Here is a 24,778-nt window from a genome sequence, read left to right on the forward strand (position 1 = left end):
CCCGGCGAAGGCTAAACAGCCTGGCCCGGAGTCTGCGCCCGTTGTGCGTGGTAGGCAAGGATCTGCAGCTCGGTTGCCATGTCCACCTTGCGGAGGTTGACGTGCGGGGGGACCTGCAGCAGCACCGGAGCGAAGCTCAGGATGCTCCGGATCCCGGCGGCAATCACGCGGTCGCACACGGCTTGGGCCACCGTTGCAGGCAACGCCAGGACCACCATGTTGGTGTGGGTTCGTTCCAGGACGCGCTCCAACTCGGCGGAGTCGCTGACCCTTAACCATCCCACCTCGTTGCCGATCACCATGGGGTCGGCATCAAAGATGGCTACGACGTCGAAGCCCCGGGACTCGAAGCCTCCATACCGGGCAAGGGCTTTGCCGAGGTTACCGGCACCCACAATCGCGACCTTCCAGTCGTGGGTCAGGCCGAGGGCTGCCGCAATGTGGCGGCTCAAGTACTGGACCTCATAGCCAACGCCGCGGGTCCCGTAAGAGCCCACATAGGAAAGGTCTTTGCGGAGGGTGGATGAGCTGACTCCCGAGGCCTCGGCCAAGGCTTCCGAGGAAACCCGCTCAACGCCTTCGGCCAGCAGAGAGTTGAGCGCGCGCAAATAGAGAGTCATCCGGGCCACAGCCGCGGGCGGGATCTGCTTGGTGGCAGGTTCGTTATCCCCGGTTGTGGCTTCCGGGGACGGTTCCAGCGCAGTCACGGTATTCTCCATTGCGTCGCTTTGTTGTTCCACTCTATGACCCCCCGCCGGACTCAACAAAAGCCATTACCTGCGGGTAACCCCACCCTCAGCCCTCCAGGACTTTCTTCAGGGTGCGGGTGAGCCGTTCCTCGTCGATCTTCCAGAAATCGCGCTGGATGCCGTTGACCAGCACCACTGGAATCTCCTCTGCGAAGCGCTCCTGCAGTTGTGGGTCGCCGTCGATCTTCTGTTCGGTCCACTGCACCCCAAGGCCTTTCGTGACACGCTCGACGGCGGCACGCGCCTCCGTGCAGAGGTGACAGTCAGCTTTGGTGAGGAGGACGACGTCGGGAATTGCCATGTCTCAAAGGTAACCGCCCCACCGACCCTCTCTCACATCCCACCCCCTTCCCGGCAACCCTCTCTCACATCCCACCCCCTTCCCGGCAACCCTCTCTCACATCCCACCCCCTTCCCGGCAACCCTCTCTCACATCCCACCCCTTTCGGCGCTCGCCCGTGCGTTCCCGACGCGGGCCCCGGCGATTGACTAGACTCAAGGCATGCCCGAGGAGAAGAACGCCGCCGTGGTCGCAGATGCCTTGGTGCAGAAGGACACCGTGCAGAAGGACGCGGCGAAAAAGGACATCGCGCAGAAGCACGCTGGCGAAGCCGCATTCTTCGACGTCGACAATACGTTGATGAAGGGCGCCAGCCTCTTCCACGTGGCGCGCAAAATGTATGAACGAAAAGCGTTCACGCTTTCCCAGGCCGCCGGGTTCGCCTGGAAGCAGTTCAAGTTCGTCATGCGCGGCGAGAACATGGAAGACGTCCACTCGGTGCGCGACTCTGCACTGACCCTTGCTGCCGGCATTACCGTGGCTGACATCAAAGCCTTGGGCGAAGAGGTCTATGACGAAATGATCGAGTCGAGGATCTGGCCGGGAACCAAAGCGCTGGCAGAACAACACCTTCGGGTCGGCCGGAAGGTGTGGCTCGTGACGGCCACACCCATCGAGGTCGCCACTGTTATTTCCACCCGGCTCGGCCTGACAGGCGCTTTGGGAACCGTGGGCGAGGTGGACGAAGGCGTGTACACAGGGAAGCTCGTGGGCGACATCCTGCACGGACCTGCAAAGGCAATTGCGGTCCAACTCGTGGCCGATCGAGAGGGTCTGGATCTGGACCACTGCTGGGCCTACAGTGACTCCGCCAACGACATTCCTTTGCTCACCATGGTAGGTCATCCCGTGGTCATCAACCCGGATTCAAAGCTGCGGCGGCACGCCCGTGAGAACAACTGGCCGGTTTACGATTTCCGCTCGGGACGCCGTGCGGCAACCCTTGGCCTCAAAGCCGCCACAGTCGGCGGAGCTGTGTATGGTTTGTGGCGCGGATTCTCGAAGTTCCGCGGCCCCCGCGTCTAACCCTCTCTCACATCCCACGGGCTTGACCTCAACCCTCTCTCACATCCCTCGGGCTTGAGCCCAACCCTCTCTCACATCCCACGGGCTTGACCCCAACCCTCTCTCACATCCCACTTGGGCCATAACAAGCCTGTGGATAACTTTCGATGGCTTTAGCATTTCTGGGCAAGAATGCCGGTATGCAAAATGCCACTGCTCTTCCTCCCCGACTGACCGCCGGCCCGTTCACCTTGGACGAGGCGGAGGCTGCGGGCCTTAGTCAGTCCTACCTCTGGAATCGCATCAAGGTCGATGGAGTTAGCCGGGGTATTTACCGGCCTGCCGATTGGAATTTCGAGCTTTCTGCGGCTGCCCGATCGCTGTCGGTTGTAAGTCCCGGCGCTTGGATTTCCCATGTGACGGCCGCCAGGCTCCATGGTGCATGCCTGCCGCCCTGGCTGGCGGATTCCAATGAATTGCATCTGAGCAAGCCGAGGCACCTGCCGTCAGTGCGGCGCAAGGGCGTGATCGGACACACAGTAGTAGCCTTCGACGACGAGGTCGAGTATGTCCAAGGCATCAGGATGAGCACACGGTCGCGGACTTGGTTGGATCTCGCGCGACGCCTGCCCGTCCCTGAGCTCGTCTGCATGGGTGATGAACTCATACGCATGCCCCGGCCGAACTTCGAAGGACGCGACAAGCCGTTCACGTCGCTGGAGGCTCTTCGCAAAATGGTTGGCAGGCACAAGAATCTGCAAGGCGTGGTTCGGGCACGAGAAGCGCTCGACCTCATGCGGGTTGGCGCCGATTCTGCGCCCGAGTCGCTGCTCCGGCTGGCGATGTTGGACGCCGGCATCCCAGAACCGGAGCTGCAAGTGCAACTCCGGCCAAACGATCCGTTCTCCCCGTCCGCGGATCTGGGCTACCGTGATCGGCGAGTAGCCATGCAGTACGACGGCGATCATCACCTTGAGCAGGAACAGATACTTCGCGATCGGCGACGTGACAAATCATTTGAAGCAGCCGGCTGGACGGTCCTCAAATTCGGCAAGGACGACCTAGCCGACAACTTTTCGTCCGCCATCCAAAAGATTAAGAGGGCCCTGCGGGTCGCACGGCGGGATCCTGCAGTCAGTTCGGGCTTTTCCCGAGGGACCTGAGAGAGGGACGGCCCCAAACCCGAGGGACCTGAGAGAGGGACGGCCCCAAACCCGAGGGACGTGAGAGAGGGTTGGGATGCAAAAATGCCCGCCACCTCGAGAGGCAACGGGCATTCACGCTTGATGAAGTATCTCTACTTCTTATTGCGGCGCTGGTGGCGAGTCTTGCGAAGCAGCTTGCGGTGCTTCTTCTTGGCCATACGCTTGCGGCGCTTCTTAATAACTGAACCCACGAAAGTTCCTTACAAACTAGAAGTTCCTGTCTGTTGGAACAGATCCGCGGAAGCAGACAGTACAACTGACAGATTCTTACATTGACGTAAAACGTTCCTTAACAGAGTACCGCTTCAAAGGGGCACCCCATGACCACCGTCCGCGGGACGGACCCCGGCTGGCCTCAGGCGGTCTCGGATTGCCCGTCCACCACAGCACCTTTGAGGTATTGGGCAACAGCTTCTTCAGGAACACGGAAGGAACGGCCGAACCTTACGGCGGGCATTTCCCCTGAGTGGACCAGGCGATACACAGTCATTTTGGAAACACGCAGGACGTCGGCCACTTCGGCCACCGTCATGAAACGCGCATTCGAGAAGTTAGTCTCCGCGGACATTTCCCATATTCCTTTGCTCTCAGACAGTAGGACACCCCCAGTGGGGCGGTGTGCCGATGCTGAGCCATCAAACAACCATGTGCTAGATACTCTAGAGGCTGATGGGGCCAATGTGAAAGAGCTCCCAGCAACTTTGGAGGCCCGGGTAAGCCCCGGTCCCGCCCGTTTCGTGGGTTCCCTGCGCGTCGTGCCGTGGGCACGGCATGATGCGCAGGGAACCCACTCAGCGGATCTACGCCGCAACCACCGCACGGCGCTTCCGGGCCGACGCTGCGAGCTGCTCCAACACCGAAGCCGTGACATCCCACTCCATGCAGGCGTCCGTGACGCTCTGGCCGTACACGAGCTCCTGCTCCCCGGAAAGCTGCTCGGCCACGTCGAGGTTCTGCGCGCCGCCCACCAGGAAGCTCTCCAGCATCACGCCGGCAATCGGCGAGGAAGAACCAGCTTCGAGCTGTGCGCCAATTTCCAAGGCAACCTCGGCCTGGCGGTGATGGCTCTTGCCGCTGTTGGCGTGGCTGGCGTCCACGATCAAGCGCGGGTTCAGGCCCTTGGCAGCAAGCTTGGCGGAAGCGGCTGCGACATCTGCAGCAGAGTAGTTGGGTCCCTTGCGTCCACCGCGGAGGATCACGTGGGTGTCCGGGTTGCCGGACGTCGCTACGAGAGCAGCGCGGCCGTCGTCGTCGATTCCCAGGAAGGCTTGCTCAGCGCCGGAGGCGCCGCAAGCGTCGATGGCCACTTGGAGATCACCGTCGGTGCCGTTCTTGAAGCCGATGGGCATGGACAGCCCGGATGCGAGCTGGCGGTGGATCTGGCTTTCGGTGGTGCGGGCGCCGATCGCGCCCCAAGAGACGAGGTCCGCCATGTACTGCGGGCTGATGGGTTCAAGGAACTCGGTGGCCGTGGGCAGACCCAACGCGGTGACCTGCTTCAGGAAGCCGCGGGCCGCGCGCAGGCCAGCGGCGATGTCGTGGCTGCCGTCCAGGTGGGGATCGTTGATGAGGCCCTTCCAGCCAACGGTTGTGCGCGGCTTCTCGAAGTAGGTCCGCATGACGACCAGCAGGTCCTCCTTGTGCTTCTCCGCCTGGCTGACCAACCGGCGGGCGTATTCGAGGCCGGCCTTGGGGTCGTGGATGGAGCACGGGCCCACGATCACCAGAAGGCGATCGTCTACCCCGTCCATGATGGCGCGGACCTGATCGCGGCCGCGGTCGACGACGGCAGCTGAGCGGGCATCCAGCGGCAACTCGGCGATGAGGTCCTGCGGGGCCGGAAGTGGCTCGAAGCGTGCAACCCGCAGGTTGGAGGTAGCGGGCTGTGCTGCGTCCGCGGCGGTAGCGGAGTGGAGCGATTCAGTGGGTTCTGCGGCGATGCTGGTCATTTCTGGGTCCTGTTCCGGGATGCGGAGCGGGCCCCTTTTCAGAACCCGCCGGATATGGCGAAGGGCAGAGAATAATCTCTGCCCTGTTGGCTCTGAAGGAAAGTTGGATGCGTGTCAGTTAGACGCGGGCCCCTCCAGAGCCAACGAAAAATACGCATACCAACGCTTAGTCATAGCCACACCATAACCGCGGTTCTTCACCGCGGGCAAATCGCGTCCATCAAGATGACAGGAGTTTGCGCAGGAACTGCAACTGCTTGATCCAGTGGTGCTCTTGGCCGCCCTCGTGGTTGTTGAAGCGGTACACCTCGATGTCCTTCTCAACCCCGCCAAAGCCTGTGCCGTAGTTGTTGAAGCTTGCGAACACCGTTGATGGAGGGCAGATATCGTCCATCTGCGCAGCCGAGAACAGCGCCGGCACTGTGGCGTTGCGGCCGAGGTGGACGCCGTCGAAGTAGTTCAGCACTGCCAGCATGGGCTCATACCTTTCCCGGTGCCGGCCCAGGAACCCGGCAATCTCGGGGTACGGACCACGCGGGGCGATGTCGATCGCGCGAGGGAAGTCCTGCAGGAACGGGACGTCGGGCAGCGCGGCGATGACGCCGTCGAGCCTTCCAGCCGTCAGCCCGGCAGCAGCAACAGTGATGCCGCCACCCTGGCTAACGCCGGCCAGCACCACTTTGGAAGGGTCGACGGCGGCATGGCTCTGTGCCGCTTCTACCGCACGGAAGGCGTCCACGTAGACCCGTCGGAAGTAGTAATTGTCCTGGTGATCAGCGCCTCGCGTCATGAGGCCGGCGTAGTTAATCCCACCGGCCGACGGGTGTGGATCCGGGGTGTCTCCGGAAACGCCGCCGTAGCCCTGCCCGCGCGTGTCCATGACGAAGTGCGCGTAACCGGCTTGGGCCCAGCGGGTGTTCTGGTTGACCAGGCCGCGCCCTCCGGAGTAACCGATGTATTCCACAACTACGGGAAGCTGCTCCCCCGGCTCGAGCTGCGAGGGTACGTGCAGCCATCCCTTGATGCGGTCTCCCCCGAAGCCGGAGAACGTGACATCGAAGGTGTTGATCACGGTGAGGTAGTTGTCCACGGGCTCAAAGACAACGTCCAACGGCAAGGCTCGGGCCTCGGCGATGGTCCGGTCCCAGAACTCTTCAAGGTCGGCTGGTACCGCGGCGTTGGAGGTGTAGTTGCGGAGCTGATCAAGGGGAAGGTCAAAAAGGGGCATGGTCCGTTCCGGTTCAGGTGGGTCTTACTGGGCTGATTCAGGCGCTGCGGGTTGTTCTGGTAGAGGACATCCTACGTCATCACAGGTTTTCGGCCTGGCTGGTTTGAATCGTTACATTTTGAAGTCAGTCGAGCTAAACTAAACGTATTCGTCCCGGGAAAGCGCTTGCTCAGGTGTAGCCTAAACCCGCCCGAACACTTTTGTGAAGACCCAGACGACGGCGTCACGCGCCATCGTTGCCGCGCCACCCGAGGAGAGCCATGGACACCGCTTCCACCGAGTCCGTCAGCAGCCCAACACCCAACAGGCCTGCCCCTTCAACCGGGACTGCAGCTTCAACCGGGCCTGCCGCGGTAACTGCCCCCGCCCGGATCGCCCTAGTGGGGGTCCACGGCTTCGGCACGCACCACCTCCGCAACCTGGAGCGGCTCAGCAAGCAGGGCATCGTGGACCTCGTGGCCGTGGCCGACCCTCATCCGCCGGCGACCGGAGCTTTGCCTGAGACCACGGCGATCCACGCCAATCTGGACGAACTGCTGGCCGGCGAGCACGGACCGGACGTCATCATCGTGGCTACTCCCATTCAGACCCACGCCCCACTGGCCCTTTCCGTGCTCGCTTCCGAGGCTGATCTGTACTTGGAGAAGCCCCCGGTTGCCTCGATGAGCGACTTCCTCCGCCTCCAGGAAGCGGCGGCTAAAGCTGGCCGCAGCGTTCAGATCGGTTTCCAGAGCCTCGGATCCCATGCCTTGGCGGCGTTGGAGAATCTGGCCAGCGGGGAAGCTACGGCAGAGCTCCCCGGCATCGGTGCCCTGAAGGGGATTTCCGCTACGGGCCGCTGGGTCAGGGATCGCGCCTATTACAAGCGGTCCCGTTGGGCAGGCAAACGTAGTCTCGACGGCGTGGATGTGGTGGACGGCGTTGCTACCAATCCGCTGGCCCACGCAATCGCCACCGCACTCCGCATCGCCGGAGCCAGGGAGGCACAGGATCTCGTATCCGTGGAAACCGACCTCTACCGCGCCAATGACATCGAAGCGGACGACACCTCAGTGATCCGCATGCGGACCATCAACGGTTTGCCCATCACCTGCGCCCTCACGCTCTGCGCCAGCGAATCCGTGGAACCGTACGTTACGCTCCACGGCACCGAAGGTACGGCAGTATTCCACTACACGGAGGACCGGGTGACGGTCCGCACCGAAGCGGGCGAAACCGCTCACACCTTCGGTCGAGACGATCTCACCGAGAACCTCCTCCAGCACCTGTCCCAAGGCACGCCACTGCTCAGCCCGCTCCACCACAGCGGCGCCTTCATGAAGGTACTGGAAGCCATCCGGACAGCAGAGGCACCTGCGCTGATTCCCACAGAATGTGTGAAATGGGTAGGAAAGGGCGAGCAAGCCCACGCAGTGATTCCGAACATTGAAGACATCCTGGAACGCGCCACGCGCGCCCACGCCACCTTCTCCGAGTTGGGTCTCCCTTGGGCACGCCCGGTCACCTCTGGTGCCGAGGCGCTCTTCGCACCTGACGACGCCGGCCCTGCCGCCACCCCTGCCAACGCCGCCGCCGTCCTCCGCACTGGAAGCACCCTCGAGCCGGATCTGTCCCCACGGCCCTACCTGCACCCGGTATCCACACAGGCCGGCGTGGTGGTTACGGATCACCTGCCCTCAGACCACGTATGGCACCTCGGCGCAGGATTCGCCCTGCAGGACGTCAACGGCAGCAATTTCTGGGGCGGCCGCAGCTACCGCAGAACCGCGGGGAAGTACGTGGATGTGAAGGACCACGGCAGGATCGAAACGGCAAGCATCGCCCGGGAAAAAGACCACACCACGCTTGGCCTCAACTGGCTCGCAGCCGACGGCAGCCTGGTCCTCACGGAACGCCGCTCACTGAAGCGCACAAACCTTGATGCGCTCACGTGGCGACTCGACATCCAGACCCGGCTCACCGCCGTCGTGGATGTTTCGCTGGGCAGTCCCGGCTCGCACGGTGCCGCCGGCAGCGGCTATGGCGGATTCTTCTGGCGGCTTCCTGCCAATGCCGCCCCGCGCGTCTTTTCCTCCACAGCCGAGGGCGAGCCTTCCGTGCACGGTTCAGTGGCGCCGTGGCTCGCTTGGACGGGAGAGTTCGACGGCGGCCCTGCCACTTTGGTGTTTGGCGCACCTTCCGAGTCGCCGGACCCGTGGTTCGTGCGCTGCAGCGACTACCCGGCGGTCGGTTCTGCACTGGCATGGGACACCGCCGTAGAACTGGCTGCCGGTGACTCCATCACCCGCAGCAACACCGTGTGGATCAGCGACGGAACGTTGGATGTAGCGGAGATCGAGGGCTTGGTTTCAGGCAGATGAGTGCTCGCTGACGCGTTGTGAGGCCCGCCCTGCATGATATTTGCCATGAATAGCCTGCAGAACGGGGCCCGCAACGCGAAGTCACGGTGTTTGGCAATTACCAGCGGCCCGCTAGGAGCGACGGCGGGCCGAGTATCGCCAGAGCAGGAAACCGATCACGGCCGCCGAGACCATGCCCAGCGCTCCCGTGACCACGAGCCCCGTGCGGACGCCGAAGTCCTCCGTGAGCCACCCTGCCAGCAAGCCACCCAGCGCATGACCGCCCAAGAGAAGCGGGAAATACAGTGCCAGAACCCTGCCGCGCACGCTGGCGCCGGCCTCGAGCTGCACCGCCGTGGCTGCGCTTGTGAGGAACACCAGGGTCATGAAGCCCACCACGATGAGCATCACCACGAACCACTCCTGCGTGGGCATCACAGCAGCGAGCCCTTGCGTCAGGCCGAAGAGCCCGGCACTGGCCACAATCCCTTTCCGTCCGAAGCGTTTGATCCTTGTTGCCACCAACGCGCCTGCCAGTGCTCCCACGGCGCTGACAGTATTGAAGAGCCCAAAGCCGGCAGGTCCGCTGTGCCACACCCCGTCTGCGAAAGCTGCGAGAACTACAGGACCGTTCATGCCGAAAGCGCCTAGCAGTCCCGCGAGCAGCATGGTCAGAAGCAGAGGCGGACGGGCGCGGACGAAACGGAAGCCGGCGAGGATCTGGCCTTTCCGGGCTGTGGGATCAGACGCTTCGGGAGCGTGGTGCAGTTCGCCGGGCCTGATGGACGCGATCATCACCAGGACCGAAACCCCTATCAAAGCGTTGGCCGCGAATGCCGCAGCCGGACCAGCCTGGGCGATGACCACACCAGCCAGTGCCGGGCCTGCCATGGCCCCCAACTGACCAATCGCACTGTTCAAGCCGATGGCGGCCGGCAGCCCTGCGTCACCCACCACCTCGTTGACGAACACCTGCCGCGCAGGCCCATCGATCGCACTGGTGACGCCCAAGGCAATGCAGGATGCATAGACCACCCACACATCCGTGCCGCCCATCGCGTTCCACACGGCGAGGCCGGCGGCCAGCAACGCGGCGACGGACTGGCAGATCAGGAGGATACGGCGTTTGGGGAAAAGGTCCACCAGGATGCCGCTGATGGGACCCACCACCAGCATGGGCAGGAACTGGAGTGCAACTGCGAGGCCCACGGCGGCCGGACTCCCCGTTAGCTGCAGCACCAACCAGTCTTGGGCGAGCCGCTGCATCCACACCCCGCCACTCCCCACAAGGGAGAGGGTGACGAAGATCCGGTAGTTATGGTGCCTCAGCGGGTAATGCCAGCTTTCCGCGGAGCGGGCACGCGGTGTGGTGGATTTGGGGCGCAGTGGGAACGGGCGCGGCGACACGGAGTGTTCTGCTCGATTCAGCGGGTTGGTTGGGAATTCTTAGCGATGGGAGCGGATCTTGACGGCGGCTGCGGCCAGGACCAGGGTCCCGGGGACGATGACGAAGAGGGCTTGCAGCATCCAGACGAAGACCACGGCCATGAAGACTGCGGCTAGCAGCAGGAGCGAGCCGGTCCAGTCGCGCACCGCATCAGCCTTGGCGCTGGCATAGGCGGCAGCCCACCGTTGCGGGCCGGGAACGACGGCGGGTTGTTGGCCGGCGTCGCCGCTCCAGGTCACGCTTCCGCTCCAGTTGGCGGTGATGCGCAGGAACAGCACGGCGCCTGCCGCGGCGAGGATCAGCGTGGCGGGCAGGATCGCTGCCCGGCCGGGCAGTTGACCCACCAGTGCGAGCAAAAGGTTCAGGACAATCACGACGGCGGCTACCGCCGTCGTGATTCCCATCTTCCAGCTGCCGGGCAGCGCACGGCGGAAATTGCCCCACAGGCTTCGCAGGGAATCGTCCCTGCCGCTGAGGTGCCTTTCCAGGTGCGCGACGCCGGCCGCGTAGGCAGCCGGCGCCGTCACCAACGGGATGGAGAGGAGGAGCACGATGACTCCCGCCAGGATGGTCTCGGCGAAGAGGGCAAAGCGGTTGACCGGAATCCCGGGGTTCCCGGACGGCTTGCCTGTGGCGTTCATAGTGCTCATTTTTCAGTACTCTCTTCCGTGTCCGTCAGCCCTTGAGGCCCTGCGTTGAGACGCCTTCGACGATGTAGCGCTGGAAGACCAGGAAGAAGACCAAGACCGGGAGTAGCGCCAGGACGGACATGGCGATCATGGCACCGTAGTCCGAGGATTGGGTTTGGTCCACGAAGAGCCGCAGCGCCAGCGGGAGCGGGTATTTGTCCGGGGTGTTCAGGTAGAGCAGCGGGCCCAAGAAGTCGTTCCAGCTCCAGATGAAGGAGAAGATGGAGGTGGAGATCAGGGCCGGTTTCATCAGCGGGAGCATGATGGACCCGAAGATGCGGACGTGTCCGGCGCCGTCGATGCGCGCTGCTTCGTCGAGTTCGGCCGGCAGGCCGCGCATGAACTGGACCATGAGGAACACGAAGAACGCGTCTGCGGCGAGGAACTTGCCGATCAGCAGCGGCACGTAGGTATCCACGAGACCGAGCTGTTGGAACACGATGTACTGCGGGATGATCACCACGTGGAAGGGCAACAGCAAGGTGGCGATCATCATGCCGAAGAACAGTCCTCGGCCGGGGAAGTTGATCCGGGCGAAGGCGTAGGCCGAGATACTCGCTGAGAGCACGGTTCCCACCACCGCGCCGACGGCCAGGATCAGCGAGTTGGTGAAGAACGTCAGCGTGGAGACCCCGCCGATGCCTTCCATGGCCGTGACGAAGTTATCGAAGCTGAAGTTGTTGGACCACAACGCATTGTTCGCGCCGCCGATCTCGGAGTTCGGCTTGAACGAGGCCGAGATCATCCATAGGGCCGGGTAGAGGACCATCGCCACCAAGGCCAGGGCCACGATGTGGAAGATGGTGCTCTTGATCCGCTTGGCCAAGGTGGACTCGGACTTCGGGTTATAGACCGGCGCCGGAGTGGTTGTTGTTGCTCGGGGCTGGGTGGGGGTTGCCATGGTTGTCACTTTGCATCACCGCTGTAGTGGACCCAGGACTTGGAGGTCTTGAAGAAGATCAGCGTGATGATGCCGACCACGATCACCAGGAGCCAGGCCATCGCCGAGGCGTAGCCCATCCGGAAATCGGAGAAACCGCGCAAGTACAGGTAGAGGGTGTAGAAGAGGGTGGATCCTGCCGGGCCGCCTTCGCCGTTGGAGATGATGTAGGCCGAGGCGAAGATCTGGAACGCGTGGATGGTTTCCATCAGCAGGTTGAAGAAGATCACCGGGGAGAGCATGGGCCAGGTGATGTTCATGAACTTCCGCACCGGGCCGGCGCCGTCCATCGAGGCTGCCTCGTAGAGGTCCACCGGGATCTGCTTCAGGCCGGCCAGGAAGATGACCATCGGGGCGCCGAACTGCCACACGGTCAGCAGGATCATCATGCCCATAGTCATGTTGGGGTTACCCACCCAACCGCCGAGGTTGATCCCGAAGAAGGACAAGCCTTGGTCCACGGGGCCGGAATCGCCGAACATGGCCTTCCAGACGATCGCGATGGACACCGAGGCGCCGATCAGGGAGGGGGCGTAGAACGCGGACCGGTAGAAACCCTGGCCCTTGCGTTTGCTGTTGAGCAGCATCGCGATCGCCAACGCCGCCGCGAGCTTGAGAGGGGTACCGAAGACCACGTACTGCATGGTCACACCCACCGACTGCAGGAACCGTTCGTCCTGGAACAAGGTGACGTAGTTATCGAAGCCGATCCACTTGGGGGCATCGAAGAGGTTGTAGTTGGTGAAGGAAAGGTACAGCGAGGAAATCATCGGGCCCACGGTCAGGGCAATGAATCCCAGCAGCCAGGGCAACAGGAACGTGTAGCCGGCGCGGGCGTCCGCCCCGCGCCGCCGCGATTTACGCGGCTGCGTGGGAGCGGAGGCGGTGCGCCTGCTCAGGGTTGGGCTTTGAGTCACGAGATCAGTCCGTCAGTTATGAAGCCTGTATCAGGCGTTCTGCTTGATGAGGTCTTCGGCTTCCTTGAACCACGCATCAACTGCGCCGTCCACGGTGAGCTTGCCGTAGTTGAGGTCCTGGGTGACGCGCTTGAATGTGGACTCCAACGTGCCGAAACCAACGATGGGCGGCTCCGGAGCGTCCTTGAGGTACTTCTCGATTGACTTCTCGTAATCGACCACGAGCTTGTCCGTGCCTTCGAAGGTGGTGCCGTCGCGCTGGGTCTTCGACGCCGGGACACCGCGCGAGGTCTTGAAGATCTGGCCGACCTCGGGATCGTTGACCATGAAGTCAATGAAGCGGGCAGCAGCATCCTTGTACTTGGTCTTGGCGCTGGCCACCATGAGCATTGACGGCTTCAGGAACAGGCCCAGGTTGTCCGGGTCATCCGACGGAACAGGAACCAGCTTGAGTTCCTTGGCACCGCTGTCAGCGAGGTAGCCGGCCATGAAGTTGTCCCACGTAACTTCCGTGGCGGTGACGTTGGAGCCGAACGGGGACTTGGGCAGCAACTGGGTGGCCTTGTCTTCGCCAACAATCGCCCCGGTTCCGCGCAGATCCGCGGTGAGGTTCCACCACTTCTTCAGATCGTCCTTGGAGAATCCAAGCTTGCCGTCCTCGGTGAAGGCCTGGATGTTGTTCTGGCGCAGCCAGATGTTGAAGTTCCACCAGATGCCGGTGTAGTCGGTGCCGCCGAACAACGTGCCGTTGCCCTTGGCGCCAACCTCGGCCAGGAAGGCGTTGAACTCCTTGTAATTCCAGGTACCGTCCGGCTCCGCAATGCCCAAGGAAGCGAGCTTGGCGGGATCGTAGTAGACCGCGAAGGCGTTGGTGCTGGTGGGGATGCCGTAAGTCTTGCCGCGGATCTGGCCCGAGGGAAGGAGGGACTTGTCGAAAGCGTCCGTGTTGATCTTCACGGTGCCCAGGTCCAAGAGCTGGTTCCGCTGACCGTAGTCACGCAGGTAGGAGAGGTCCCACTGCATGACGTCCGGCAGTCCACCGCCGGCAGCTTCGGTAGCGCGCTTCTGCCAATAGCCGGGGAAGTCGGAGAAGTTGCCGTTGACCTTGATGTCCGGGTTCTTGGACTCGAACAGGGCAATGGCTTTGCGGGTGCGCTCGGCACGGTCATCGTTGCCCCACCAGGTGTAGGTGATGGTGACGGGGTTCTCCGCGGAACCGGTCTGTCCACTGGACGAGGACTGGCCACAAGCGGAGAGGAACGCGGCAGATGCAGTGCCGAGAGCCACCGTGGTGAGGAATTTCCTTCTATCGATCATGAGAGCCTCCTTGCTCAGTTGGTGCAAGCTTCCGAGTTCTCTACAACGTGGCAGTGATCTCGCTTACACTCGTTCTGAATCGATACAATATCCCTAAACAAGAATCTGGGCAAGCGTTTTCCAAAGATCGCAATTTGACCGGTACGCTGCACTCATACCTTCAGTACCACCAGTACCAGCACGGCCAACCTGACGAAGGAGTCCCCTTGACCTCCCCCGAAATCCCACGCAGTCCATCCGTCTGGAACAGCATCCACGGCCTCGCTTACGGCGGTGACTACAACCCCGAGCAGTGGCCGGAGGACATCCGGCTCGAGGACATCGAGCTCATGAAGGAAGCCGGAGTCAACTTCCTGAGCGTCGGCATATTCTCCTGGGGTCTCCTGGAGCCCACTGAAGGGAACTACGATTTCGGCTGGTTGGACGATGTCATGGACAACCTCCACGGGGCCGGGATCAAGGTTGCACTGGCGACCGCCACAGCCTCTCCCCCTGCCTGGCTGGCCCGCAAATACCCCGAGATCCTTCCCGTCACCGCGGAAGGAATCCGGCTGGAACGTGGCTCGCGACGCCACTACACGCCGTCGTCGTCCGTGTACCGCAGGTACGCCACCGCCATGACGCGGGTCATCGCCGAACGCTACAAGAACCACCCGGCCTTGGCACTCTGGCACGTGGACAACGAACTTGGCTGCCACGTTGGCGAGTTCCATGGCGAGGAAGACGCCGCCGCTTTCCGCGCTTGGCTGGAACGCCGTTACGGTTCCATCGAGGCCCTCAACGAGGCCTGGGGAACGGCGTTTTGGTCCCAGCACTACGCATCGTTTGACGAGATCATCCCGCCAGGCGCAGCTCCCACCACGCTGAACCCCGGGCAGCAACTGGACTTCGCCCGGTTCAATTCCTGGGCCTTCATCGATTACTACCGCGAGCTGCTGGCCGTTATCCGCGAAGTCACCCCGGGCATCCCGGCGACCACCAACTTCATGGTTTCCAGCGCCACCAAGGCCCTGGATTACTTCGATTGGTCCAAGGACATGGACGTGGTTGCCAACGACCACTACCTGGTGGCGGCTGACCCCGAGCGGGAGATCGAACTGGCCTTCAGCGCCGATCTCACGCGCGGCGTGGCGGGCGGCGAGCCGTGGATCCTCATGGAGCACTCGACGTCGGCGGTCAACTGGCAGCCCCACAACCAGCCCAAAATGCCCGGCGAAATGCTTCGAAACTCGCTGACGCACGTAGCCCGCGGCGCCGACGCCGTCATGTTCTTCCAGTGGCGTCAAAGCAAGGCCGGCTCGGAGAAATTCCACTCAGCGATGGTTCCCCACGGCGGCCGCGACACCCAGGTGTGGCGGAACGTGGTGGACCTCGGCGACGCGCTGTCCAAGCTGGAGACCGTCAAGGGATCGAGGGTGGAATCCCGTGTTGCGATCGTGTTCGATTACGAGGCCTGGTGGGCTTCGGAGTTGGATTCGCACCCGAACAATTCGCTGAAATACCTGGACACCATGCGGGCATTCCACCGCTCCCTGTATAAGCGCGGAATCACCGCGGACTTCGTCCACCCGTCCTCGGATTTGTCCGGTTACGACCTCATCCTGGTGTGCACTTTGTACTCCGTAACGGACGCCGCGGCCGCCTCCATTGCGGCAGCCGCGGAGGGTGGCGCCACAGTACTGATCAGCTACTTCAGCGGCATTGTTGATGAACGGGACCACGTTCGATTGGGCGGCTACCCCGGCGCTTTCCGCGAATTATTGGGCGTTCGGGGTGAGGAGTTCCACCCACTTCTCCCCGGCACGTCGGTCACGTTGAGCGATGGGACGGTGGGGTCCGTGTGGAGCGAGCACGTCCACGCGGCCGAGGGTACGGAGATTTTGGCAACGTTCACCGACTACCCGCTCGGCGAGGTGCCGGCATTGACGCGGCGTTCCGTCGGAACGGGTTCTGCCTGGTACCTCGCCACGCTTCCCGACGCCGATGGCATCGACTCCCTCACCGCGCGACTCGTGGAGGAAGCAGGGGTGAGGGCCGTGACCGAGGTGTCTGCCGGCGTCGAACTTACGCGACGGCGGGCCGCTGACGGCCGCACGTTCCTGTTCGCCATCAACCACAGCCAGGAGGACGTTACGGTAAAGGCCGACGGCGGCGAACTGCTCAGCGGCGCGCGCTTTACGGGAGTGGTACCCGCCGGAGCCGTGGCCGTCATCGCGGAAGACTGACTCAACTGACTGGCGGGCACACGAAAAAACCGCGCTCCGGGTTGATCCTGAAGGACCAACCCGGGGCGCGGTTCCCGTCGCTGGAAAGCTAGCTAATGGCGGATTTCATCTCGTCCACGGCCTTCTTGCCGGCTTCCTCGGTGGAGAGCCTGTCGAACAGGACCTCCGAGGTGTAACGCTTCACGATTTCCTGGATGGCTCCCGCACCCTTCGGTGGTGCGGCCGGAGCTTCGCCAAGTTCTCCCTTGATCTGGTCGATGAAGTCGACAACCTTGACGTCGGCCTTTGCGAGCTTGGGTGCGATTGCCTCGCGAACCTCCGAGTTCGGGTAAACGCCGCGGTCTGCCAGGAGTGCTTCGCCGGCCTTGACGTTGTTGGTCAGGAAGTCGATGAACTTGGCGGTCTCTTCAGGGTGCTTGGTGCGCGATGACGCCGACCAGAACTGGGAAGCCTTGTACCAAAGCTTCGCATCAGCGGCCTTGCCCGTCTTGGAGGGGAAGCGCAGGACCTGCAGTTCACCGCCGGCAGCTTTTTCGAGGGCCGGAAGCTGGTTGGACCACCAGAATGCCAGGCCATTCTTACCGGTTGCCAGGCCGCTCTGGTCGAGCGGTGCTGCTTCGGCTTCAACAACCTCGGATGCAGACGGGACGGCCTTCTTCTCGCTGAGTTGCTTCAGGAAAGCCCACCACTCGGCAATGTCCGACGGGTCGAAGCCCAGCTTGCCGTCCTCGGTGTACAGGGATTTGCCGTTCTGGCGCAGCCAGACACCCAGGGAGGCTTCATCCGTGCCGTAGGCAGCCGCGCCGTACGTTCCCTTGGGCGACTTGGCAGTGACCTCGGCGGCGATGCGTTCGAAGTCTTCCCACGTCCAGGTCTTGTCATCCGGAAGTGCGACGCCTGCGGCCTGGAAGACTGCCGGGTTGGCCAGGATGGTGGCAGCGTTGATGCCTGCGGCGATGCCCATGAGGCCGTCCTCGCCCTTGCCGGCTTCCAAAGCGGCTTCGTCCAGCTTGGAGGTATCAATGTCGTACTTGGAGAGGTCCAGCAGTGCACCGCGGGTGGAGTACTCAGTGATGTACTTCTCGTCCATCTGGATGATGTCCGGAGCATCATTGGCGGCGACCTGGGTGGCCAGCTTGTCCCAGTAGCCGCTCCAGTCGCCGTACTCAGGCTTGATCTTGATGTTGGGGTTCTCGGCTTCAAAGGCCGCGATGGCTGCCTGCGTCACTTGGGCGCGCTTGTCGCCGCCCCACCATGCAAAGCGAAGTTCCACTTTGCCATCGGCGCTCTTGGCTTCGGATCCTCCGCCGCCACCGCAGGCGGTGAGTGCGAGGACCGCGGCAGCTGTTGCCGCCACGAGGGCGGAGGCACGTAGCCTGCGCTTGGCCTTCGGCGCTGACGCGCGGGTTTCTGCGGCGGTTGCGGGGGCGACTGCTTCACCCTTTGGACTTACCGGCACTGTGGTCTCCGATCTTCTTTGATCTTGATGCGAACTGAGAAAGCGTTTTCTCGTTGGGTTTTATGATACAAGTCACAATCTTGTATTACAAGATGCAACTTGCCTTGATTGGTGAATAGCTCGACGGCGGCACTCGCCTAAGGCGCGGCGCATACCGGAGGGGCAACATAGCCGGAGGGCGCGCCCACCGGAGGGGACGGCACCCGCCGCCCCCTCGTGACGTGACGCTCGTGGCAGGAACGATGGATCTACTTGATGCCCGTGGTGGCAATGCCTTTGATGAGGAATCGCTGGCCGAAGAGGAACACCAGGAACACCGGGAGCAGGGACACGATGGACATCGCGAAGAGCGATCCCCAGCTGGTGGCGGACTGCGAGTCGACGAAGGCCCGCAAAGCTACGGGGACGGTGAACATGTCCGGGTCCGTGAGGTAGATGAGGGCACCGAAGAAGTCGTTCCAGGTCCAGATGAACGTGAAGATGGTGGTGGTGGCCAGGGCCGGGACCATCAGGGGCAGGATGACACGGAGGAAGATCCTGGGGTGGCCGGCACCATCAATGCGTGCGGCTTCGTCGAGGTCCTTGGGGATGCCGCGGATGAATTGGACCATGAGGAAGACGAAGAACGCGTCGGTGGCCAGGAGCTTGGGGACGATGAGCGGCCAGAAGGTGTTCACCCAGCCGATCTGGGAGAACAGGATGTACTGGGGCACGATCACCACGTGGAAGGGCAGCATGATGGTCAGCAGCATGATGCCGAAGAAGATCTTCTTGCCGCTGAATTGCAGGCGGGCGAAGGCGTAGGCGGCCATGGAGCAGGAGATCAGGTTGCCGAGAATCGAGCCGAGGACCACGATGGCGGAGTTGACCATGTAGTGCCCGAATGGGTGGGTCAGCGCTGACCATCCATCGGTGTAGTTGCTCATCTCCAGGCTCTCCAGCCACAGGCCGGGTTCGCGGAAGATGAGGTCGTTGGGGCGGAGGGAGGAAACCACCATCCACAGCAGCGGGTAGATCATCACCGCGCCCACAATGATCAGGATGGCGTGCTTGACCAGGCCTTTGATGCGGGCGCTGCGGCTGAAGGCCAGGCTGCCTGGTGATTCGCGGCGCCGCGGGCTCTTGCCGGACTTGCCGCCCTTTCCTGCGGAGGTACCGGAGGCGGCGGGGAGGGTTTGGAGTTTAGTCATCGTAGAACACCCAATACTTTGAAGCGATGAAGTTGATGGCGGTGAAGACGCCGATGATGACCAGCAGGAACCAGGCCATCGCTGAGGCGTATCCCATATCAAATTGGCCGAAGCCCTTTTGGTACAGGTACAGGGTGAAGAACATGGTGGAGTCGGATGGGCCGCCGTTGCCGCCGGAGACGATGAACGCCTGCGTGAACGACTGGAACGAACCGATGATCTGCAACACCAGGTTGAAGAAGATGATGGGGCTCAGCATCGGGAGGGTGATCCGCCAGAACTGCTGCAGTGTGGTGGCACCGTCAACCTTCGCGGCCTCGTAGTACATGACCGGGATCTGGCGCAGGCCGGCCAGGAAGATGATCATCGGGCTGCCGAAAGTCCAGACGTGCAGGAGGATGATGGAGCCAAGAGCGGTGTTGGGGTCCGAGATCCAGCCTGGACCCTCAATGCCAACCATTGCCAGGATCTGGTTGACCAGGCCGGTGGTGCCGAAGATCTGCTTCCACAGGATGGCAACTGCCACCGATCCGCCCAGCAGGGACGGCAAGTAGAAGATGGACCGGTAGAACGGAAGGCCGCGCAGGCCTTTATCCAGGACCAGTGCGATCAGCAGGGCCACACCCAACTGAAGGGGTACACCCACCAGTACATACGTGAAGGTGACCCGCAGCGAGTTGTGGAGACGGGCGTCGCCGAACATGCGGATGAAGTTATCCAGCCCCACCCATTCCGGCGGCTGCAGGAGGTTGTAGTCCGTGAAGGACAGGTACAACGACATGAGCATGGGTCCAACAGTGATGGCCACCAAGCCCACCAACCACGGCAAGAGGAAGATGTAGGCGGCCTTGTTGTCGCGGCCGTTTGCTTTCTTCTCTTCCTTGGTCATGGGGCCCTTGCGACGGGTCATGGTGGAGAGTTCGCCTATGGCGCTCATTGTTTCCCCCTCGCCGGAGCGCGAACGCCTTGCGGCGTCCCCGTGCGTAGTACAGCGGCCATGTGGTCTCCTTTGGTCATCGTGGCCATCCACGGAGTTCGAGTCTTGGTGGTGCTTGCCGTCCGGGATGCAGCCGATCTGCTGGCGCTACCCCCTGAAGGCCTGGATTTAAGTCCGGGCGATCAGCGGCTCCGTATCAAAGTAAACGTTTTCTTGACCCTTGTACAGCCTTTTGCTAATTTTTGAGAAAGCGTTTTCTTGCGAAACCGCCCACATCGATTTCCCCACGCTGAAGAAGCCCGGCGTGCGCTACCGCACACCCTCCCGCATCGATAAGGCAGGACACTATTGTTTCCCACCGACTACGCCTGCCATGAGCGGGGCTGACATGGCAGATTCGTCCTCCCGGCCCAGTGCGCTGGCCAGGTACGAGGACTGGCCCTGCTACGTGGGACGACGCCACGTGGCTGAGTCCGCGGACGCCCAGCAGCTTGCTGACACACTCGGAGTTCCTGCCGTAATAAGCGAGCTTCCGTACACCGTCCACTCAGAAAATGAGCACGACGGCGTCATCACCACGCACTTGTCCTGGCAGTTGGGTTTCGGGCCGAAGACATCCGCATGGTTGGTGCGTCCAGCCGGCGTTACCGGTCCGCTGCCGGGGTTGCTCGCCCTGCACTGCCACGGCGGCATCAAGGCCTATGGCGCCCAGCGGCTGGTGTCGTTCCCCCGTAGCCTGGAAAACCGCGACGACGTGACCTCCTCGGCGGTCGCCTCCGGTTCTGCGTCGCATGCGTTGCCGCCCCTCGATGTCAGGGCAAAGCTCTATGGCGGCCGGGCACTCGCCACATGGTTGGCTCAGCAGGGTTTCGCCGTCCTTACGCACGACGCTTTCATGTGGGGTAGCCGAAGCTTCGGACTCGAACCCCTTCCCTGGCGGGCTGCCAACGCAGTCAGCGGCCAGCAGGCACTCTGGCGGGAGGCCGGCGTCGAACCTTCCGCGGCGGAACAGTACAACGCAGCGGCTGCCGCCCACGAAGAAACCGTGGCGAAAGCCGCAACGCTGATGGGGACCACCGTTGCCGGGACCGTGGCGCATGACGACCTCGCAGCCTTGGGCATTCTTGCCTCGCTGCCGGGCGTGGATGCGGATCGGCTCGGTTGCTTGGGCTTCTCCGGCGGCGGTGGTCGGGCGCTGGTGCTCGCTGCCCTGAGCCCGCTGATCCGCAGTTACGTGGTGACGTGCATGATGACTACCTTCGCGTCGCTCCTGCCCGCCTACCTGGACGCACACTCTTGGTTGCTGCACACCCCCGGGCTGGCCAAGCTGGGGGATTGGCCGGACCTGGCCGCGCGTTCCAGAGCCAAGGTCCTGGTTCAGTACGGCCTGGCGGACCAGCTTTTCCCCGAACAGGGAATGCGTGATGCCCACAACCGCCTCCTGGAGCGCCTGCCTGCCCGCTACACCGGGAGCTTCTGGCAGGAGCCCCACGTTTTCACCCCAGCCATGCAGGACGAGGCAGCGGCCTTCCTCACCGCCGCCCTGCAGTCCCGTCAAGCTACCAGTACCCCCGCACCTGCTCCCGCTAGGACAGCCTCATGACACAACCCTCGATCGCCACCACAGCGGAAGGCAACGCCCGGCTCCCCCGCATCGCACTGGTTGGCGTGCACGGTTTCGGCGAACGACACCTCCAAAACCTTGCCCGCCTCAGTGCTGACGGCGCCCTCGAACTGGTGGCGGTGGCCGATCCACAACCCCCGGCGGGCGGGACGCTCGGCTCCAATGTGGAGGTCTTCGCTTCCCTCGACGAGCTCCTGGCTGCGGGAACCGCCCCGGATGTCGTCATCGTCTCCACACCCATTCAAACTCATGCGCCGCTTGCCCTCGCCGCCCTCAAAGCCGGGTCCAACGTCTACCTGGAAAAGCCGCCGGTGGCGTCCATGGCGCAATACGAGGACCTCATGGCGGCGGCCGCGAGCGCGGGCCGGTTAGTGCAGGTGGGCTTCCAGAGCCTTGGTTCAGGGGCCCTTCCCGCAATAGAGGCTCTGGTGGCATCCGGCGACATCGGAGACGTCCGCGGCATTAGCGCCACCGGGCTGTGGCTGCGGAACAAGTCGTACTTCAAGCGCTCCCGTTGGGCCGGCAAACGCAGCCTCAATGGGACGGATGTGGTGGACGGGGTAGCCACCAACGCCTTGGCGCACGCAGTGGCTACCGGGCTGCGGCTTGCCGGTGCCCGGACCGTGGCGGACGTTGAATCCGTGGATACCGACCTTTACCGGGCCAACGACACCGAGAGTGACGACACGTCCGTGGTGAGGGTCCGGACCGCGGGAGGTATTGTGCTGACCTGCGCCCTGACGCTCTGCGCGCCTGTGCAGTCCGCGCCGTCAGTCACGGTCTACGGGACACGGGGGCAACTCACCCTTTTCTACACCGAGGACCGTCTGGAGATCACAACCCCGGACGGGACGCGAAGCGAGACTTTCGGGCGAACAGACTTGTTGGAGAACCTGATTGCTGCCCGCTCGGAAGAGGATCTGCTCAGCCCGCTGAGTGGTGCCGGCGCCTACGTGTCCGTGCTTGAAGCCATTCGCACAGCCGACTCGCCCCGGCCGATCCACCCTGACTTCGTCACATGGGAGGGCGAGGGAGACTCGGCCCATCCCGTGGTCCACGGCATTGAATCCCTGATCAAACGTGCAGCGCTGGGCCAAGCCACGTTCGCGGAGCTCGGAGCGCCCTGGACTGCATCCGGCGGACCCACCCTGGACATTAAGGGCGTACCCGTCGCTACCCTCCGAGACGGAACCCACATCCGGGCAACGTCTTCGCCACGGCCCTACCTCCACCCCGTGCGCACCCTTGCAGGCACTGTGGTCACCGACCACGTCCCTGAGGACCACGTGTGGCACCTCGGAGCTGGCGTCGCCCTCCAGGACGTGGACGGCATCAACTTTTGGGGTGGGCGGACCTTCACCCGCGAGGCCGGGGCCTATGTCTGGCGCAAGGACCACGGCCGAATCGTCACCGAATCCGCGGAGCACTCTGACGGTCAGCGGCGGGAAAAGCTGAGCTGGCTGGCACCGGACGGAACACCTGTCCTCCGCGAGCAGCGCGAGTGGCGCTGGGCCGCCGTCGGACATTCCGCATGGAAACTGACGCTGGACTTTACGCTGGAGTCCGCCACCGGACGCGCTGTGCTGCTGGGCAGCCCCGGTTCCAACGGGCGTCCGCTGGGCGGTTACGGCGGCTTCTTCTGGCGCTTGCCCAAAGTCAGCGACGCCACCATCTGGACCCCGGACGCGCGCGGCGAGGACGCCGTGCACGGCAGCGTGGCGCCGTGGCTGGCATGGTCCGGGACGTTCGACGCCGGAACCTCGGGCGCCGCACATGTCACCGGCGACCCCGGGCTGGGACACCCCGCAACACTCGTCTTCCTCGCGTCACCGCAAGCCCCGGACCCGTGGTTCGTGCGGCATTCGGGTTATCCCGGCGTCGGGCTATCGCTGGCGTGGGACGCCCCAGTGGCCGCCGACACCGGACACCCTGTCCACAGGTCGGTGACCGTGCTCATCACGGACGGCTTCCTGGCAACACAAGACATCGAACAGCTCATGACTACTTTGGGGGAAACGGCATGACCACGCCTACTCAATTCACAACACCCGCCACAGCCCGGACAGCACCCGGCAACGTTGCCGACCGCGCAGTAAAGCGCCGGCGGGTACTGGACATCCTGGACGCTGCGGGTCGCGATTCGCTCCTGCTGACATCCAACACGGCCCTCACCTGGTACCTGGACGGCAGCCGCGTGCACATCAGCCTTGCCGGTGACCCCATCGCGGCCCTCCTGGTGGACCGTTCCGGCGACCACCTGGTCACGTTCAACAACGAGGCCGGACGGATCACCGCGGAAGAATTACCGGACGGCGTCAGTTTGGACACCGTTCCATGGCATGGACAGTTGCACGCGGCAGCGGCCGGCCTGGCAGTGGACGGCAACCCCTTGGTTGAAGCGGCCGTCACGTCCGAACTGCGTGCGGCCCGGCAACAACTCTTGCCGGCCGAGGCAGCCCGTTATGCAGCGCTATCCGCCGACGCGGCGAACGCCATGACCGATGTCCTCACTGCTGCGACCCCGGAAACCACGGAGTTTCAGCTGGTGTCGGAGCTGGCTGCCCGTATTGTCGCGGTGGGCGCCGAGCCGCTGGTCCTGCTCTGCAACGGGGCCGGCCGGAGCGCCTTCCGGCACCCCCTGGCCACTCACTCCCCCATCGGCCGCCGTGCCATGGCGGTGGTGTGCGCCCGCCGCAACGGGCTGGTTGCCAATGTGACCCGTTGGGTAGCGTTCGACGCCGGCACTCCCCAGGAGCTCGACGCCGAGGCCCGCATCGCCGCTGTTGAGGCGGACATTTTCCGGGCCACGGTTCCCGGTGCGAAGCTCAACGAGGTCTTCACTGAGATTAAGCTGGCCTATGCCCGGCATGGCTTCGGCGAGGACCAGTGGACGCTTCACCACCAGGGCGGCCCGGCCGGTTATGCGGGGCGGGATCCCCGGGTCACTGCCGAGGTCACGGACACCATCGTCCTCAACCAACCCTTCACGTGGAACCCGTCCGGGCCCGGTGTGAAGATCGAAGACACTGTGCTGCTCACGGATTCCGGCCTGCGCGTCCTGACCACAGACCACCGCTGGCCGACCACCCAAGTCGACGGCCGCCGTCGTCCGCTGACGCTGCGCCCGTAACTCTCGCACCCAGCGCGAAAGGGGCGGGGCCACCGTGATGGTGACCCCGCCCCTTTCGTGTATGCCTACCCAGCTGAGTCGCAGTTGG

Annotated in this window: 21 protein-coding genes; 7 read left to right on the forward strand and 14 right to left on the reverse strand. The window is 63.3% G+C overall.

The annotated features are described in order from the left end of the window. Positions 1 to 11 precede the first annotated feature (11 nt). Together ARUE_RS17160 and ARUE_RS17165 are read right to left on the reverse strand one after the other, a co-directional pair. Complete coding sequence (locus ARUE_RS17160) at positions 12 to 719, reverse strand: redox-sensing transcriptional repressor Rex (RefSeq protein ID WP_011775918.1); 708 nt, start codon at positions 717 to 719, stop codon at positions 12 to 14. Positions 720 to 795: 76 nt separating this feature from the next. Continuing rightward, the gene (locus tag ARUE_RS17165) at positions 796 to 1,050 is read right to left on the reverse strand and encodes a glutaredoxin family protein (protein ID WP_014922642.1); all 255 of its coding nucleotides are present in this window, start codon (positions 1,048 to 1,050) and stop codon (positions 796 to 798) included. Positions 1,051 to 1,251: 201 nt separating this feature from the next. On the opposite strand from ARUE_RS17165, the gene ARUE_RS17170 reads away from it, so the two are divergent. Both ARUE_RS17170 and ARUE_RS17175 read left to right on the forward strand, forming a co-directional pair. Next, the gene (locus ARUE_RS17170; protein ID WP_014922643.1) at positions 1,252 to 2,115 is read left to right on the forward strand and encodes an HAD family hydrolase; all 864 of its coding nucleotides are present in this window, start codon (positions 1,252 to 1,254) and stop codon (positions 2,113 to 2,115) included. 146 nt (positions 2,116 to 2,261) lie between these two features. Then, positions 2,262 to 3,257, forward strand: coding sequence for a DUF559 domain-containing protein (locus tag ARUE_RS17175; protein ID WP_014922644.1), 996 nt, complete (start codon positions 2,262 to 2,264; stop codon positions 3,255 to 3,257). 134 nt (positions 3,258 to 3,391) lie between these two features. On the opposite strand, the gene ARUE_RS23820 is transcribed toward ARUE_RS17175, so the two are convergent. From ARUE_RS23820 to ARUE_RS17190, 4 genes are all read right to left on the reverse strand, one after another. Beyond that, positions 3,392 to 3,490 carry a 30S ribosomal protein bS22 gene (locus ARUE_RS23820; RefSeq protein WP_003792170.1) on the reverse strand — a complete coding sequence of 33 codons (99 nt, stop codon included), beginning with the start codon at positions 3,488 to 3,490 and terminating at the stop codon, positions 3,392 to 3,394. A 164-nt stretch (positions 3,491 to 3,654) separates the two neighbouring features. Beyond that, the gene (locus tag ARUE_RS17180; protein ID WP_017199160.1) at positions 3,655 to 3,867 is read right to left on the reverse strand and encodes a helix-turn-helix domain-containing protein; all 213 of its coding nucleotides are present in this window, start codon (positions 3,865 to 3,867) and stop codon (positions 3,655 to 3,657) included. 232 nt (positions 3,868 to 4,099) lie between these two features. Next, positions 4,100 to 5,248, reverse strand: a complete 1,149-nt coding sequence (locus tag ARUE_RS17185) for a 3-deoxy-7-phosphoheptulonate synthase (RefSeq protein ID WP_014922646.1) — start codon at positions 5,246 to 5,248, stop codon at positions 4,100 to 4,102. A 220-nt stretch (positions 5,249 to 5,468) separates the two neighbouring features. Then, entirely contained in the window at positions 5,469 to 6,476 is a 1,008-nt protein-coding gene (locus tag ARUE_RS17190; protein ID WP_014922647.1) for an acetylxylan esterase, read from the reverse strand. Between the two features lie 260 nt (positions 6,477 to 6,736). Here ARUE_RS17190 and ARUE_RS17195 point away from each other — a divergent pair, with 260 nt between their 5' ends. Beyond that, positions 6,737 to 8,836 (forward strand): DUF6807 family protein, encoded by a 2,100-nt coding sequence (locus tag ARUE_RS17195; RefSeq protein ID WP_014922648.1) that lies wholly within the window; start codon positions 6,737 to 6,739, stop codon positions 8,834 to 8,836. Between the two features lie 111 nt (positions 8,837 to 8,947). On the opposite strand, the gene ARUE_RS17200 is transcribed toward ARUE_RS17195, so the two are convergent. Genes ARUE_RS17200 through ARUE_RS17220 form a run of 5 tightly spaced genes read right to left on the reverse strand, consistent with a single transcriptional unit; the run spans position 8,948 to position 14,125 of the window. Then, the gene (locus ARUE_RS17200) at positions 8,948 to 10,222 is read right to left on the reverse strand and encodes an MFS transporter (protein WP_014922649.1); all 1,275 of its coding nucleotides are present in this window, start codon (positions 10,220 to 10,222) and stop codon (positions 8,948 to 8,950) included. Positions 10,223 to 10,261: 39 nt separating this feature from the next. After that, entirely contained in the window at positions 10,262 to 10,912 is a 651-nt protein-coding gene (locus ARUE_RS17205) for a hypothetical protein (RefSeq protein ID WP_043470628.1), read from the reverse strand. Positions 10,913 to 10,937: 25 nt separating this feature from the next. Next, a complete protein-coding gene (locus ARUE_RS17210) occupies positions 10,938 to 11,861 on the reverse strand; it encodes a carbohydrate ABC transporter permease (RefSeq protein ID WP_011775929.1) in 924 nt (307 codons plus the stop codon). Further along, entirely contained in the window at positions 11,858 to 12,808 is a 951-nt protein-coding gene (locus tag ARUE_RS17215; protein WP_011775930.1) for a carbohydrate ABC transporter permease, read from the reverse strand. Before ARUE_RS17215 ends, ARUE_RS17210 begins: the two co-directional genes overlap by 4 nt. Before the next feature lie 30 nt (positions 12,809 to 12,838). After that, entirely contained in the window at positions 12,839 to 14,125 is a 1,287-nt protein-coding gene (locus tag ARUE_RS17220; protein WP_011775931.1) for an ABC transporter substrate-binding protein, read from the reverse strand. A 206-nt stretch (positions 14,126 to 14,331) separates the two neighbouring features. Here ARUE_RS17220 and ARUE_RS17225 point away from each other — a divergent pair, with 206 nt between their 5' ends. After that, positions 14,332 to 16,350 (forward strand): beta-galactosidase, encoded by a 2,019-nt coding sequence (locus ARUE_RS17225; protein ID WP_043470631.1) that lies wholly within the window; start codon positions 14,332 to 14,334, stop codon positions 16,348 to 16,350. An 88-nt stretch (positions 16,351 to 16,438) separates the two neighbouring features. Here the strand turns inward: ARUE_RS17225 and ARUE_RS17230 are convergent, their stop codons facing one another. From ARUE_RS17230 to ARUE_RS17240, 3 genes are all read right to left on the reverse strand, one after another. Further along, positions 16,439 to 17,809 carry an ABC transporter substrate-binding protein gene (locus ARUE_RS17230; RefSeq protein ID WP_014922653.1) on the reverse strand — a complete coding sequence of 457 codons (1,371 nt, stop codon included), beginning with the start codon at positions 17,807 to 17,809 and terminating at the stop codon, positions 16,439 to 16,441. Between the two features lie 248 nt (positions 17,810 to 18,057). Beyond that, positions 18,058 to 18,999 carry a carbohydrate ABC transporter permease gene (locus ARUE_RS17235; protein ID WP_014922654.1) on the reverse strand — a complete coding sequence of 314 codons (942 nt, stop codon included), beginning with the start codon at positions 18,997 to 18,999 and terminating at the stop codon, positions 18,058 to 18,060. Further along, complete coding sequence (locus ARUE_RS17240; protein ID WP_011775935.1) at positions 18,992 to 19,936, reverse strand: carbohydrate ABC transporter permease; 945 nt, start codon at positions 19,934 to 19,936, stop codon at positions 18,992 to 18,994. Before ARUE_RS17240 ends, ARUE_RS17235 begins: the two co-directional genes overlap by 8 nt. Positions 19,937 to 20,156: 220 nt before the next feature. On the opposite strand from ARUE_RS17240, the gene ARUE_RS17245 reads away from it, so the two are divergent. Genes ARUE_RS17245 through ARUE_RS17255 form a run of 3 tightly spaced genes read left to right on the forward strand, consistent with a single transcriptional unit; the run spans position 20,157 to position 24,690 of the window. Then, the gene (locus tag ARUE_RS17245; protein WP_014922655.1) at positions 20,157 to 21,539 is read left to right on the forward strand and encodes an acetylxylan esterase; all 1,383 of its coding nucleotides are present in this window, start codon (positions 20,157 to 20,159) and stop codon (positions 21,537 to 21,539) included. Beyond that, the gene (locus tag ARUE_RS17250) at positions 21,536 to 23,584 is read left to right on the forward strand and encodes a DUF6807 family protein (protein WP_014922656.1); all 2,049 of its coding nucleotides are present in this window, start codon (positions 21,536 to 21,538) and stop codon (positions 23,582 to 23,584) included. The genes ARUE_RS17245 and ARUE_RS17250 overlap by 4 nt, the downstream gene beginning before the upstream one ends. Then, positions 23,581 to 24,690 (forward strand): M24 family metallopeptidase, encoded by a 1,110-nt coding sequence (locus tag ARUE_RS17255; protein ID WP_014922657.1) that lies wholly within the window; start codon positions 23,581 to 23,583, stop codon positions 24,688 to 24,690. The genes ARUE_RS17250 and ARUE_RS17255 overlap by 4 nt, the downstream gene beginning before the upstream one ends. Positions 24,691 to 24,778 lie beyond the last annotated feature (88 nt).

Origin of the sequence: Arthrobacter sp. Rue61a (assembly GCF_000294695.2) — a bacterium.
In the GTDB taxonomy this organism is placed as follows: domain Bacteria; phylum Actinomycetota; class Actinomycetes; order Actinomycetales; family Micrococcaceae; genus Arthrobacter; species Arthrobacter aurescens_A.